The organism is Halomonas sp. OfavH-34-E, assembly GCF_024124525.1.
Lineage (GTDB): Bacteria > Pseudomonadota > Gammaproteobacteria > Pseudomonadales > Halomonadaceae > Halomonas > Halomonas litopenaei.
Genome location: NZ_JAMXRY010000056.1, coordinates 19,564 through 33,335, shown reverse-complemented (window position 1 = coordinate 33,335; position 13,772 = coordinate 19,564). Strand labels below are relative to the sequence as shown.

The following is a 13,772-nucleotide window of genomic DNA, read 5'->3' as shown; positions in this document are numbered from 1 at the left end:
GTCCCGGGTGGCCCTGCGCGCGCCTCACCTCAAGCTCGCCGAGGACTGCCTGTCGCTCGCCGACTATCGCGCCGTCAGCGACGCCCTGGCATTGCGCCAGCGCTTCAGCGACGACCGGCTGCACCAGCGCCTGCGCCCCGAGGAACCCGAGCCGCGACTGATCTACGACTGGCTCGAGCAGTGTCGGGTCGAGGCCCTGCTGGACGGGCCAGCCCCAGGCATGGCGCGCAACCTGAAAGCACGCTTCGAGCGCTGGTCGCTGGACTATCACCACGCCCAGCTCACCGAGAGCGCGCTGGGCCTGTTGCTGTTCTGCGTGATCCAGATCAGCCGGTCACGGCTGATGGCGGCGCCCATGCTCGAGGAATTCGAGGACTTGCTGGAAGCGACCCGCGCCAATATCGTACCGGCGCTGGGCCACGCCCTGGCAGGACTGCGGCGCGAGCGCCACGACCAGCAAGGATTCCAGCGTCACGCCCGCGACATCGCCGACTGGATCGCTGCCCAGCTCGAAGGTTACGAGCCCCAGGGCGAGCGCGAGGACGAAGCCAAGGACCCACGCCGGGCGCTGGCACTGCTGCTCGACAGCGAGGACGAACTCGACGACGAGGTGCCCCTGGCCGCCACCGGCCAGAGCCGCACCCTAGCCGACGGCGCCAATCGTTATCGCGCCTTCACCACCGCCTACGACAGCGAGCGCGAGGCCGACAGCCTGGTGCGTCAGGCCCAGTTGGAAGAGTACCGGTCGCGCCTGGACGAGCGCCTGCACGCCCAGAAGGTCAATGTGCGTCGTCTGGCCCGCCAGTTTCGTCGCCACCTGTCGGTGGCCGATCGCGATGGCTGGCAGGACGGCGAGGAAAGCGGCGTCATCGACGGCCGCCGACTGTCCCAGATCGTCTCCTCCCCTCAGGAGCGGCGCGTCTTTCGGCGCGAGCGCTACCGTCCGGTCAGTGACGCCCAGGTCACCCTGCTGATCGATTGCTCCGGCTCGATGAAGGCCCACGGCGAGTCCATCGCCATGCTGGTCGAGCTGTTGACCCGGGCGCTGGACATGGCCGGTGTCGACAGCGAGGTGCTGGGCTTCACCACCGCCGCCTGGAACGGCGGCCGAGCCCAGCGCGACTGGCTCAAGGCCGGGCGCCCCGCCACGCCGGGACGGCTTAACGAGGCGCGCCATCTGATCTTCAAGGACGCCCAGCAGCCGTGGCGACGCGCGCGAAAGCGCTTTGCCGCCCTGCTCAAGGCCGACCTGTACAAGGAAGGGATAGACGGTGAAGCGGTCGAGTGGGCCTGCCAGCGCCTGATGGCGGCAGACGTCAATCGCCGCCTGCTGGTGGTGATCTCCGACGGCAGCCCCTCGGACAGCGCCACCAACCTGGCCAACGACCGCCACTACCTCGACAACCACCTGCGCTCGGTGGTCGCAACCTTCGGCGGCGGCAACGGCCGTCGCCCCGGCCCCATCGATATCATCGGCCTCGGCGTCGGCCTGGACCTGAGTCCCTACTACGCCCGCCACCGGGTCATCGCCCTGGACCAGACCCTCGACAACGCCCTGCTCGACGAAGTGGTGGAGCTGATGTTGTCGAGGCGTCGCTACTAGAACCGGGCAGGGGACAAGCTGGCGACGTAGTCAGGCAGGGCTTCGCCGTGGATCATGGCCGCGATCAATTCGCCGGTGTGGGCGGACTGGGTCAGCCCCAGGTGGCCGTGGCCGTAGGCCACGAAGAGCCCTTTTCTGCCCGTTACCTGCCCTACCACCGGCAGGCCGTCCGGTGTCGAGTGGCGCACGCCCATCCAGCGCTCCGCCAGGCTCAGGGGCCGTCCGAACAGCGCTTCCCCCCAGCCCTTGAGCCTTTCCCAGCGGCGCTCGTCGGCGGCGCGGTCAGGAGCGGTAAACTCGGTGGTGCCCGCCAGGCGAACGCCGCCATGCATGGGGGTGGCATAGAAGTGGCGGGCCAGCCAGCCCACCGGGCGCGACAGCGAAAGCGGCGTTTCAAGCCGCACGTGGTAGCCGCGCTCGCTCACCACCGGCAGCGACACGCCGAGCGACTTGAGCAGGGCATCATTGGCGATGCCCGCGCACAGCACGACCTGGTCGGCCTGGTACTCACGGGACTCGCCGTTCTCGCCCTTCTCACCGATCAGGCGCCAGCCCCCCGCGGCCAGCGGCACCAACCCCCTGATGCGGGCACCATGCTGCACCACGCCCTCGCCTGCCAGGCGCTGCCACAGGGCTCGGCTCACCGCCAGGGAATCCTTGAGGTGGCGCGTCTCGGGGAAGTACAGGCCGCCGACGAGATCCGCGGGATGGATCGTGGGTTCCAGATCGCGCACCTCCTGCGCCGTAAGCGCCTCACAGGCCACCCCATCGGCCCGCTTGGCACGGGCCGACGCCTCCAGGGTCGCGGCCAGCGGGTCGCCTTGGCGGGCGAGTTGCAGACAGCCGGTGTCGGCGTACAGATCCGGCGCCTCGAGCGACTCCAGCAACGCGTGCTGAGCCTTGACCGCATCCTGAATCAGCGCCACCAGATCCGACTTGTGGCGGGCGAAACGCGACGGCGTCGCCGCCTTGAGAAAGCGCGGACCAAAGCCCGCCAGGCGGGCCAGATAGCGAGGGTCAACAGACAGCGAGGCGTCACGCCGACACAGCTCTCCAGGCAGTTGCCTCAAGGTATCGATACTGGCCATGGGCGAGGTGGCGTAGTTGGCGATCAGGCCGGCGTTGCCGAAGGAGGTGCCCTCCCCAGGCGGGCCCGGGTCAAAAAGCTGTACCCGGTGGCCACGTCCCGCCAGCGAACGCGCCACGGCCAGCCCGACGATGCCGGCACCCACGACGGCGATGGTATTCATGCACAGTCTCCTGTTGGACGAGGGCGGCCGGCCCGTGCTTGGGGCCAGCCGCGTCTTGTGGGCGATATCGTGGGGTTCAGTTGTCGCGGTAGAAGCGCCAGGAGGCGATACCCACCCCCACCGCGGTGAGGATGCTGACGGCACTGACGGTATACAGAGCAAGAGCGTACAAGGTCATGGGAATCTCCTTCACTGAGCCTTGGCGGTGACAGGGGCGTCGGGGACCGAGCGGAACAGTCGGTAGACCAGTACAAACACCAGCACATTGGCGATGACGCCGGCGATCAGCGCGGTCAGACCGGTCGCCGCCTGCAGGTCGAACGGGCCCCACTTCCACAGGATGGTCACCAGGGCGCCGGCGAGCATGGCGGCGACCGCCGAGCGGGTGCAGCGCAGATCGAACAGCACCGCGAACACGAAGGGCAGCAGAATGGTCGGCGCCCACAGCGCGTAGCTGAGCAGCAGCGCATCGATGATCGAGGTGGCGTAGAGGGCGAAGACCACCGCGCCGAGGCCAATCAGCAGGTTGACCAGTCGCTCGATCCACAGCCGCTTCTTCTCGCTGACGTCAGGCTCGATAAAGGGTTTGTAGATGTCACCGACGAAGATCACCGCCGCCGAGTTGAGGTAGGAGTCGGCGGTGGACATCACCACGGCCAGGAGCGAGGCCAGCACCAGTCCGGTGATGCCCACCGGCAGGGCGTCGCGGATCAGGGTCGGCATCGCCTGGTCGGGCGAGATGGTCGGATAGAGCACCAGCGCGACCAGCCCGATGGTGGCGCTGACCAGATAGAACAGGAAGCCGAAGCCGCCGGCCACCGAATAGCCGATACGAGCGTGGCGCGAGTCAGGGGCCGACAGGGCGCGCTGGGTGTAGGGCGGCACCAGGGTCTCGCCGAGCAGAAAGGCGATGAAGATAGACAGGAACATGCCCACCGAATAGTCGCCCATCAGGCTGAAGTGGCCCTCGGGCAACCGCTCCACCAGCGCCTGGGGGCCGCCCAGATCATGGATGCCGATCAGCATAGTCACCGGCAGGAACACCGCCAGCATCAGAAACTGCACCACGTCGGTCTGGATCACCGCCCACATGCCACCCACGGTGGAATACAACAGCACCACCGCCATGCCGATCAGGATGCCGGTGGAGACCTCGATACCGAGGATGGCGTGGAACACGGTGCCCACCGCCAGGGCCTGGGCGCCGAGGATGCCGATGCAGAACACCAGCGAAAAGATGCCGGTGAACAGTCGCGCGCTGGCACCGAAGTGCTGCGCCATGATGTCGCCTACGGTCTGGGCGTTGACGTAGCGCTTGAGCCGGGGGGCGATGAACAGACCCGCCAGTACCGTGGCCAGGGGGAAGGCCGAGGCGGCGACCATGAAGGCGTAGCCTTCGTCGAAGGACTTGCCGGCACGCCCCATGGAGGCGCCGCCGCCGAGGAAGGAAGCCGCCAGGGTGGCGAACAGCACCGGCCAGATGATCTTGTTGCCGGCCACCGCAAAGTCCGCGCTGCCGGAGACCTTCTTGGCGCTGCGATAGCCGATGTAGATCAGTATCGCGAAATACAGAAGCAGACCGCCGAGGTCGAAGGGATTCATGAAACTACCCTCGTTATGGTTGTTGGGGGTGGTTTCAGCATCGACCGCCATTGCCATAAAGACAACTTTGAGATAACTATGAAACCATAAATATAATTTAGAGGCGCTCGCTCACTTCCCGAGGGCGCCCGGAGGGACGCCCATGAAGGTTCGTCACCAGCTTCGCCAGCTCCAGATATTTCGTGAGGTTGTGCACACCGGCAGCCTGTCGAAGGCCGCCCGTCGTCTGGAACTCAGCCAGCCGGCGGTCAGTTCGGCCATCGCCAATCTCGAGCAGGAGGTGGGGTTCTTGCTGTTTCGCCGCAACAACTACGGCACCGAGCTGACCCCCGAGGCCCGCTATCTGATGGAGGGGGTCGACAAGGTACTGGCGTCGGTATCACATCTGGACGAACTCGCCGATGGCCTGCGCCAGGGCCGCGCGGGCAAGCTGATCCTGGGCTGCATGCCGGGGCTCTCGCCCACCGCCATGCCCGGGATCATGGCCGAGTACCTGGCCGACTATCCCGATACCCGGCTGTCGTTGCAGACCTTCAGCTCGCGCAAGATCCGGGACTGGGTGGCCGAGGGCCAGTTCGATGTCGGCGTGATCGAACGCCAGGATGACCTTAACGACCTCGATGCCCGCCACCTGTCCCTGCGCATGCACCTGGCGGTACCGCGCCACAGCCCGCTGGCGGGCCTTGCTCAGGTAGAGGCGGCGGATCTTGACGGCAAGGCTCTGGTGACCCTGGACGAGCACCACCAGAGCACACTCAAGTTGAAGCAGGCGCTCAGACAGGCCGGCGCCGACTGGCAGATCGCCGCCGAAACCCACCTGTTCCCTTCCGCCATCAGCCTGGTCAATGCCGGCATCGGCCATGCCCTGGTGGACCCGGTCTCGGCCTGGAGCTTTCTGATGCGTCGCGACTGCGCCGTGGCGATCCTGCCCTTCGTTCCCGCCATCGACCTCGATATCGCCGTGATCACTTCGCGCTTTCACACCAGTTCGCGCCAGTGCCAGCGGTTTCTGCCCTATCTGGAAAAGGGACTCGACACCTGGCACCGGCGCGCGCTGTCGCCGCTCAGCCCGTGACGAGCGGGTCCGGCGCCGATTGCTGCCTGCCGGCAGCGGAGCGAAGGATCAGCTCGAGTGCCGGCACAATATCGTAGACCGGGCAGCCCGCCTCCCGTCGCACCACCTCCACGAAAGCGCTCAGGTCGGTACACTCCAGCACTACCGCGTCCAGCGGCGCTTGCGCTTTCAGTCTTCGGGTTGCCTGTGCCAGCTCCTGCGCCATGGCGGCGAGATCCAGGTCATCGCGTCGACCTTCCAGGATCACCTGACGAAACTCATCACCGTCTTCGAGCCCCTGCACCACCGGCAGAGGCCCTTGCCAGCCAGCGCCGACGAAGTGGGCGCGCTTGAGCGCCCCCGCGTCTGCGGTCAGCACGCCGATCCGTCCTGTGCCACCGTGCACGCTGGCGAGCCACGGCAGCAGGGTCAGGCTGGACAATACCACCGGCACCGTCACCGCGGCCGCGACCCGTTCCTGATAGCGCGCCATGAAGCCACAGCTCCCGGCGATGGCACACACCCCCTCACGCTCCAGACGCCTGGCGCGGTCCACCAGCAGCGCGCCCAGCTCATCCCCGGGTGCATGCAGCAGGCGGGGAATATCGATGCCCTGCAGCACCTCGTAGCGTATCGGGTGGCGAAAGGTGTCGGGGTTGCGCAGATGACCAAGCGGCTTGGTAAAGGAAGAATCCAGACACAGCACCCCAAGCGGTGCCTCTTCCATGGCGACTCTCACGGGCAAACTCCTGTTCCGTTGTGGTATCTGTGCAAACCTCACGCCCTGGTCCACAGCGCCAGGCTGCCGTCGAGCATCAGCCCCACGCCGATCACCATCAGCGTCAGCATGGCCACTCGTCTCAACAGCACGGCGCTGCAGGGCGGCGGATAGCGGCGTCCGGCCCAGGTGGCCAGCGCCACCGCCGGCAGGGTCCACAACGCCAACAGCCAGACCTGGGCGTCGAGCCCGCCGGCGGCGCCGACATACAGGGTGCGCACCCCCGAGGTCATGGCGAAGCAGGCGATCAGCAACAGCCGGATGGTCTCGGTGGGCAGCGGCTGGCGATAGCAGTGGTAGATGACCGGCGGCCCCGGCATGCCGAACATCCCGGCCAGAAGGCCGGTCATGACGCCATTCGCGGCGAAGCCTGCCGAGGACGATACGGCCGCGCGTGGGCGCGGCCGCAGGCCCACGCTGAGCCCGCCATAGAACACCAACGCCCCCAGCATCAGCATCAACAGCGCCTCGGCGCTGACGCTCAGCCAGTTCAGCGCCCACACCCCGAGGCCGATGGACGGCACGATGCCGAGCCCCAGCGCCAGCAGATGACGCCGGTCCAGATGATGCAGCTTGCCCGGCAGGGCCACGGCGCTGTTGACCAGGGTCACCAGACTGACCACCGCCACCAGGGTGGCGACGCTGACCAGCTCGAAGCCACTGGCCACGCCGATGATGATCATGCCGATACCGAACCCGGACACCGTGTGCAGGTAGCCTGCCAGAACGGTGATCAGTATCACCGCCAAAAGGCCAGACAGCTCCATTCCCTCGGGTACCAGTGTCATCTTCCCTCCCGGCCGGCCAGATGAGTGTTACGCCACCGACAGGCGCTGGGCCTGGACCGTGGTGACGGCGATCACGTTGACGATATCCTCTTCGCTGCAGCCCCGCGAGAGGTCATTGGCGGGCCGCGCCAGGCCCTGCAGCAGCGGCCCGATGGCCTCGGCGCCGCCGATCCGCTCGGCCAGCTTGTAGCCGATATTGCCGGCCTCAAGGTCCGGGAAGATCAGCACATTGGCGTTGCCCTTGACCCTGGAGTCCGGCAGCTTGCGCTCGGCGATCTCGGCGACGATGGCGGCGTCGAGCTGCACGTCCTCATCGATGGCCAGGCCCGGGCGCGCGTTCTTGACCTTGCGCGCCGCCTCCACGACCTTGTCCACCGAGGCGTGGTGGGCGCTGCCGCTGGTGGAGAACGACAGCATCGCCACCCGTGCCGGTTCGTCGAGCAGCGCCTCGGCGCTGTCGGCGGCGGCCATGGCGATCTGCGACAGCGCCTCGGCGTCGGGGTCCACCACCAGCCCGCAGTCAGAGAAGATCATGCCTCCCTTCAGGCTATGGAACTCCTTGCACAACATCATCAGAAAGAAGCTCGACACCAGGCTCGCCCCTGGCGCCTTGCCGATCAACTGGATCGCGGCGCGGACGACGTCGGCGGTGGTGTGCACCGCCCCGGCCACACAGCCGTCGGCCAGGCCGTCGCGGACCATCAGGTTGGCAAAGATCAGCGGCTCACGTACCCGCTGGGCGGCATCCTCGGCCGTCATGCCCTTGGGCCCGCGCAGTTCAAGCAGGAGCGTTGCCAGGCGATCGGTGTGCTCGGAGTCGGCGGGATCGATCAGCTCGATCGCCCCGAGCTCGAGCCCTTCGGCCTCGGCGCGGGCGTCGATCGCCTGACGCTCCCCCACCAGCAAGATGCGGGCATAGCCGGCCTGGCTTGCCGCCAGTCCTGCCTTGAGCACCCGCGCATCGTCGCCCTCGCACAGCACGATACGTCTGGGGTCCTGGCGGGCCAGGTCGCGTATATGATTGAGCGCTTTCATCGGAACAGCTCTCCCGGGGTCATTGTTATCGGAGACTCCGCCCATCCCTTCACTCGGCCGGGGCTCTTTACCACCCTCTGGCGAATGAAAAAAGCCCTGGCACCAGGCCAGGGCAATGTCGTCATACCGGACGAGAGAGTCTTGCGTGGCGAGTCAGACAGGGGAGTCCTTCGCCGCCGGTATCAGACGTAGTCCTGGTACTTCTCCAAGAGACGCACCGGCTTCTTCAGGGCGTCACGGCGGAAGGGGTCGCCCAGTTCGCGGGTACACATGATCTCGATGATGCAGGTCTTGCCTTCGTTCATCTGCATGTCCACCGCCTTCTTCAGCGCCGGGCCCACGTCTTCCAGACGGTCCACGGTGATGCCCTCGGCACCCATGGCGCGGCCGATCTCGGCGAAGCTCTCGTTGTCGAGCTCGCCGGCCACGAAGCGGCGATTGTAGAAGTCGACCTGGTTCTTCTTCTCGGCGCCCCACTGGCGGTTGTGGAACACCACCGCGGTGACCGGGATGCCATGACGCACGGCGGTCATGGTCTCCATCAGGCTCATGCCCCAGGCACCGTCACCGGCGTAGGCGATGGCCGGACGATGCGGCGCGGCGGTCTTGGCACCGATGATGGTCGGCAAGGCGTAACCACAGTTGCCGAAGCTCATCGGGGCGAAGAAGCTGCGCGGCTTCTCGAAGCGCAGGTAGCTGTGGGCCACCGAGTTGATGTTGCCGATATCGGTGGAGACCATCACGTCTTCCGGCATGGCCTTCTCGAGTTCGCGCAGCACCTGACGCGGGTGCAGGTACTCGCCGCCGGAGAACGGCTTTTCGTCCTTGGCTTCCTCGATGGCGTCGAGGCTGAACGGATCACGCTCGTGGGTCCACTCGTCGAGTTCCTTCTCCCAGGCGTCCTTCTCGGCCTTGATCTTGGCAAGACGCTCGTCCTTGGAGGCGTCGCAGGCCAGGTCACGGCCCTCGAGGCGCTGGCTCAGCTCGACCGCGGCAGCCTTGGCGTCGCCGCAGATGCCGACAGAGATCTTCTTCACCAGGCCGAGCATCTTGTGGTCGGCGTCCACCTGGATGATCTTGGCGTCCTTCGGCCAGTAGTCCATGCCGTGCTGCGGCAGGGTACCGAAGGGCCCGAGACGGGTGCCGAGCGCCAGCACCACGTCGGCCTGGGAGATCAGCTTCATGCCGGCCTTGGAGCCCTGGTAGCCCAGCGGACCACACCACTGCGGATGGCTGGCGGGGAAGGAGTCATTGTGCTGGTAGCTGTTGACCACCGGCGCGCCGAGGCGCTCGGCCAGGGCCTTGCACTCTTCCACCGCGTCGGCCATGACCACGCCACCACCGGAGACGATCACCGGGAACTTGGCCTCGGCCAGCAGGGCCGCCGCCTCGTCCAGTGACTGAGCGCCGCCGGGGCCGCGGTCGATGCGACGCGGCTCGGGAATCTCGGCCTCGATCTCGCCGTAGAAGTAATCACGCGGAATGTTCAACTGGGTCGGACCGATCTCCGACATGGCCCGCTCGAAGCAGCGACCGGTGTACTCGGCCATGCGCGCCGGGTGGGTGACGTGGCCCTGATACTTGGTGAACTCCTGGAACATCGGCAGCTGGTTGCACTCCTGGAAGCCGCCCAGGCCGATACCGGTGGTGCCGGTTTCCGGGGTGATCATGACCACCGGGCTGTGGGCCCAGTAGGCCGCCGCGATGCCGGTCACGCAGTTGGAGATGCCGGGGCCGTTCTGGCCGATGACCACACCATGGCGGCCGGAAACACGGGCATAGCCGTCGGCCATGTGGGCCGCGCCCTGCTCGTGCACCACCGGAATCAGACGAATGCCGGCGGGGGCAAAGATGTCCATGGCGTCCATGAAGGCCGAGCCCATGATGCCGAACATGTCGGTGACGTCATTGGCGACGAGGGTTTCGACGAAGGCCTCGGAGGGCGTCATCTTCTGCTTACCCTTCACGACCTGGCGCTTGTTGGTGTTGTCGTTGTGACTCATGGGGCTCCTCCAGGGAACAAAAGCGGATGCTGGCGGCGTCGGCCATCAGGGCCTCGGGCCTTGTCTTGGCTTGAGCCGCTCCGGATCGGTCGCCTCAAGCTTTTCGATACCATAAGTTCCGATTTGCGAAACTTGATCCAAAGGTAGCGGCCGATTCGTGCCCAGTCAAGACGAATTTCATTATTTGATACGCTGCGGTTCGTTTTTTATAAAAACACACCATCGTCGTGCCACCCTGTTGACTCCGCCAAGCCCCTGCAGCGCCTCCCGCCGCTCGCCCGCCCCCCCCTCGGCTCCCCTTGCACCCTTGCCTGCAGGATCGATCACGCGCCTTTTGCCGAACACCCGCATCCCGCTGAAAGGCCCGCCATTGCTGCATTGCAGCGGCATTTCGGGGGGAAAAATACGTTGACAGTCCCGCGGGAGCCTTCTAGACATACAACTCATGTACATCTGTTAAATGACTTGATCCAGTCCCTCTACACGCTCACCAACCTTGATGCGACCGCCATCAAGCCGGTGAAAGAAAGCACGCCAAAGGCAAACGCGCTTATCCCAACTGAATGACAACGACAACAGACGCCCGCCCCTGTGGCGTCACGGGAGGCTCAAGGTGGAACTACTGCATTACCTTCCGCAGGTTCTCAGCGGCTGGAACCTGCTTATCCTGATCGGCGGCACGATCGCCGGATTGATTCTGGGGGCGACGCCGGGGCTCAGTCCGACGATGGCGGTGGCGCTACTGATCCCCTTCACCTTCAAGATGGACGCTACCTCGGGGCTGATCCTGCTCGGCGTTCTGTACACCTCGACGGTCGCCGGGGGCGCGGTCAGCGCCATCCTGATCAACATCCCCGGGGCGCCCGCCAACATTGCAACGATGCTGGATGGCCACCCCATGGCCAAGGCCGGCAAGGCGACCCAGGCGCTGTACTACTGCTTTATCAGCTCCGCCGTCGGGGGCGTGCTGGGGGTCCTGGTGCTGATCTTCCTGACCCCTTACCTGGTCAATGTGGCGCTGAAGTTTGGCCCCCCGGAGCTGTTCTGGACGGCCATCCTCGGCATCACCGTCATCGGCTCTCTGGGCAGCGCCTCGGTACTCAAGGGCTTGCTCGGCGGCGCGATCGGCGTCTGGATCTCGCTGATCGGCTTCAACCCGGTGACCGGCACCGAACGCTTCGTCTTCAGCGAGCACCTGCAGGGCGGCATCACCATCATCCCGGCCCTGATCGGCCTGTTTGCGATACCCCAGGTGCTGCAGATGGTAGAGGGCGCCAAGGGTGCCAACGGCGGCGAACGCTTCGACATGGCACCCACCTCCGTGATCAAGGCGATCATCTTCAACCTGAAGAAGGTCAAGGCGCTGGTGATCGGCAGCCTGTCCGGCATCATCGTCGGCATCATTCCCGGCGCCGGTGGCCAGATTGCCGGGCTGATTGCCTACGACCAGTGCAAGAAATTCAGTCACAACAAGGACAATTTCGGCAAGGGCGAGCCGGAGGGCATCATCGCTGCAGAAAGTGCCAACAACGCCATGGTCGGGGCGTCACTGGTGCCCATGCTGTCGCTTGGCATACCGGGCAGCCCCACCGCCGCGGTGCTGCTCGGCGGCCTGTTGATTCAAGGCCTCTTTCCAGGACCAGACCTGTTCACCCAGCATGCCTCGGTCGCCTGGACCTTCATGGGAGCACTGCTGATCAGCCAGATCCTGCTGGTGGTATGTGGGCTGTGGATCAGCGGGATCGGCAAGTACGTCATTCGGATTCCTCGCCACATCATGGCGGCGGCGGTGACCACGCTGGCCATCTTCGGCACCTACAGCGTCCAGAACAGCTTCTCCGACGTCATCATCATGATGTCCATGGGCTCCCTGATGTACTTCGGCATGCAGTACGGCTTCACCCCCGGGCCCATCGTACTCGGCATCATTCTCGGCCCTATTGCCGAGACCAACTTCCTTCAGAGTCAGATGCTGGCCCAGGCCGGCGACGGCATGCTGCGTTACATGTTCGGTGGCTGGCTCAATATCCTGCTGGTCTCGCTGTGCCTGCTGTCGGTGGCCTACAGCCTCTACGCCAGTTGGCAGGCCCGCAAGACCCGCCAGCGTGCGACGCCCGATCATCGAGTCCAGGTACATCCGGAGGCCAACCATGATGCTCACTAAACCGCGTCAGGTGGCCCTCGGCGCACTGATCATTGCACTTGGCCTGGTAGCCGCCTCCTGGGCAGGCGGGGCATACGGCTACAGCTTTCCCCGAGTGGTGTCACTGATCGTACTGACTCTGGCAGTCGTGCTGCTCGCGGTGGAAATCCTGGCCCCAGGCCAGGCCGAGGAAGGCGCCATCTCCATCCCCTGGGGCAGCATCATCCCGGCGCTTGCCATCTTTTTCCTGCTGCTGCTCGCACTACGAATTCTCGGCTTCTACGTCACCACCCTGGTGGGGTTCGTCGTCATCAGTAGCGTCTATATGCCCGGGCTTTCCTCGAGCCGAAAGATCCTTCTCAACATCGTCATCGGTACCGGCTTTCTGGCGGTGCTCTTCGGCGTATTCACTGCCCTGTTAAAGGTGCAGTTTCCCAAAGGCCTACTTCTGTAGAAGGCATAAAACAATGACTATTCACGCCACCTCAGTAAAGCGTCAAACAGCGTCAACCCTCGCGGTCTGTCTGTTGCTTGCTCCCCTCCCCAGCCTGGCGGACTTCCCGGAAAAGCCCTTGAATCTGACGGTCGCCTATTCGGCTGGTGGTGCGACAGACTTCCAGGCCAGGATCGTCACCTCGAAGGGCGATGAGTACCTCGGGCAGCCGGTCACGGTGATCAACCGCCCGGGTGCAGGCGGACAGATCGGCTGGAATCAGTTTGTCAGTACCGGCGCCACCGATGGCTACGATATTGCGGCCTATAACGTGCCGCACTTCATCGCTCAGTCGATCATGTACGACACCGATTACAGCATCGAGAACCTGCAGCCCATTGCAAACTGGGGCGCAGACCCTGCCGTACTCATCGTCGGCAAGGACAGTGAGTTCGATTCCATCGATGACGTGGTGGAGTACGCCAGAGCCAATCCTGGAAAGTTGACGGTCTCGGGCGCCGGGCTCTACGTCGGACACCATATTGCTGCCCTTCAGCTTCAGCAAAGCGCCGAGGTGACCCTGAAGTACCTTCCTACCTCAGGAGGAGTGGACGCCCTCAGGTTTGTTGTCGGTGGTCAGGTGATGGCGGGATTCAACAACTTGTCCGACGCCTTCCGCAACCAGGACCGCATCAAGATCCTCGGCATTGCCGATCTCGAAAGAAGCGACGATTTCCTGCCGGATGTGCCCACCTTTATCGAGGCGGGATACGACGTCGACGACACCAGCCTCAACCTCAGGGGGATCATGGTTCCCAGAGGGGTCGACGCGGAAACGGTCGACTACCTCTCTTCGAACTTCATCGACATGTTCCAGGACGAGGGAATCGCCGAGCAGATGAAAGAAGGCGGATCGACCCTTCGTGTCATGGAAGCGTCCGACCTCGAGGCGCTGTGGAAACAACAGCAAGCGTACCTGACTGAACTCTTCGCTCAGCTCGAGACACCGTGACCTCTGCGGATTTCAGGCCAACGGCAACGAAAGCAAGGGTAGCGACGCGTGGAACACAGGCCTCATTCCCC

11 protein-coding genes are annotated in these 13,772 nt (G+C 65.0%); 5 read left to right on the top strand and 6 right to left on the bottom strand.

The features are described 5' to 3' along the window. Nucleotides 1-1,603: cobalamin biosynthesis protein CobT (locus NH448_RS19580; protein WP_253029271.1), on the top strand; the 1,603-nt coding region annotated here is incomplete at its 5' end. On the opposite strand, the gene NH448_RS19575 is transcribed toward NH448_RS19580, so the two are convergent. Beyond that, nucleotides 1,600-2,853 carry an FAD-dependent oxidoreductase gene (locus tag NH448_RS19575; protein ID WP_045991938.1) on the bottom strand — a complete coding sequence of 418 codons (1,254 nt, stop codon included), beginning with the start codon at nt 2,851-2,853 and terminating at the stop codon, nt 1,600-1,602. The genes NH448_RS19580 and NH448_RS19575 overlap by 4 nt on opposite strands. 189 nt (nt 2,854-3,042) lie before the next feature. Then, nucleotides 3,043-4,455 (bottom strand): sodium:solute symporter family protein, encoded by a 1,413-nt coding sequence (locus tag NH448_RS19570; RefSeq protein WP_253029270.1) that lies wholly within the window; start codon nt 4,453-4,455, stop codon nt 3,043-3,045. A 142-nt stretch (nt 4,456-4,597) separates the two neighbouring features. Between NH448_RS19570 and NH448_RS19565 the strand changes: the two genes are divergently transcribed. Then, nucleotides 4,598-5,530: a LysR family transcriptional regulator gene (locus tag NH448_RS19565; RefSeq protein WP_052704284.1), complete on the top strand. Its 933-nt coding sequence runs from the start codon at nt 4,598-4,600 to the stop codon at nt 5,528-5,530. Here NH448_RS19565 and NH448_RS19560 read toward each other — a convergent pair. The 4 genes from NH448_RS19560 to xsc all read right to left on the bottom strand — a co-directional run bounded on the left by NH448_RS19560 (nt 5,520) and on the right by xsc (nt 10,113). Further along, entirely contained in the window at nt 5,520-6,248 is a 729-nt protein-coding gene (locus tag NH448_RS19560) for an aspartate/glutamate racemase family protein (protein ID WP_124802470.1), read from the bottom strand. The two genes, NH448_RS19565 and NH448_RS19560, sit on opposite strands and share 11 nt — an antisense overlap. A gap of 38 nt (nt 6,249-6,286) precedes the next feature. Continuing rightward, nucleotides 6,287-7,075 carry a TSUP family transporter gene (locus tag NH448_RS19555; RefSeq protein ID WP_205254722.1) on the bottom strand — a complete coding sequence of 263 codons (789 nt, stop codon included), beginning with the start codon at nt 7,073-7,075 and terminating at the stop codon, nt 6,287-6,289. A 27-nt stretch (nt 7,076-7,102) separates the two neighbouring features. Beyond that, on the bottom strand, nt 7,103-8,110 hold the full coding sequence (pta, locus tag NH448_RS19550; RefSeq protein ID WP_253029269.1) for a phosphate acetyltransferase: 1,008 nt from the start codon (nt 8,108-8,110) through the stop codon (nt 7,103-7,105). A gap of 182 nt (nt 8,111-8,292) precedes the next feature. Then, on the bottom strand, nt 8,293-10,113 hold the full coding sequence (xsc, locus tag NH448_RS19545; RefSeq protein ID WP_045991934.1) for a sulfoacetaldehyde acetyltransferase: 1,821 nt from the start codon (nt 10,111-10,113) through the stop codon (nt 8,293-8,295). Between the two features lie 613 nt (nt 10,114-10,726). On the opposite strand from xsc, the gene NH448_RS19540 reads away from it, so the two are divergent. Genes NH448_RS19540 through NH448_RS19530 form a run of 3 tightly spaced genes read left to right on the top strand, consistent with a single transcriptional unit; the run spans nt 10,727 to nt 13,701 of the window. After that, a complete protein-coding gene (locus NH448_RS19540; RefSeq protein WP_253029268.1) occupies nt 10,727-12,277 on the top strand; it encodes a tripartite tricarboxylate transporter permease in 1,551 nt (516 codons plus the stop codon). Next, nucleotides 12,264-12,710 (top strand): tripartite tricarboxylate transporter TctB family protein, encoded by a 447-nt coding sequence (locus tag NH448_RS19535; RefSeq protein ID WP_045991932.1) that lies wholly within the window; start codon nt 12,264-12,266, stop codon nt 12,708-12,710. Before NH448_RS19540 ends, NH448_RS19535 begins: the two co-directional genes overlap by 14 nt. A 13-nt stretch (nt 12,711-12,723) precedes the next feature. Further along, nucleotides 12,724-13,701 carry a tripartite tricarboxylate transporter substrate binding protein gene (locus NH448_RS19530; protein WP_108449683.1) on the top strand — a complete coding sequence of 326 codons (978 nt, stop codon included), beginning with the start codon at nt 12,724-12,726 and terminating at the stop codon, nt 13,699-13,701. Nucleotides 13,702-13,772 lie beyond the last annotated feature (71 nt).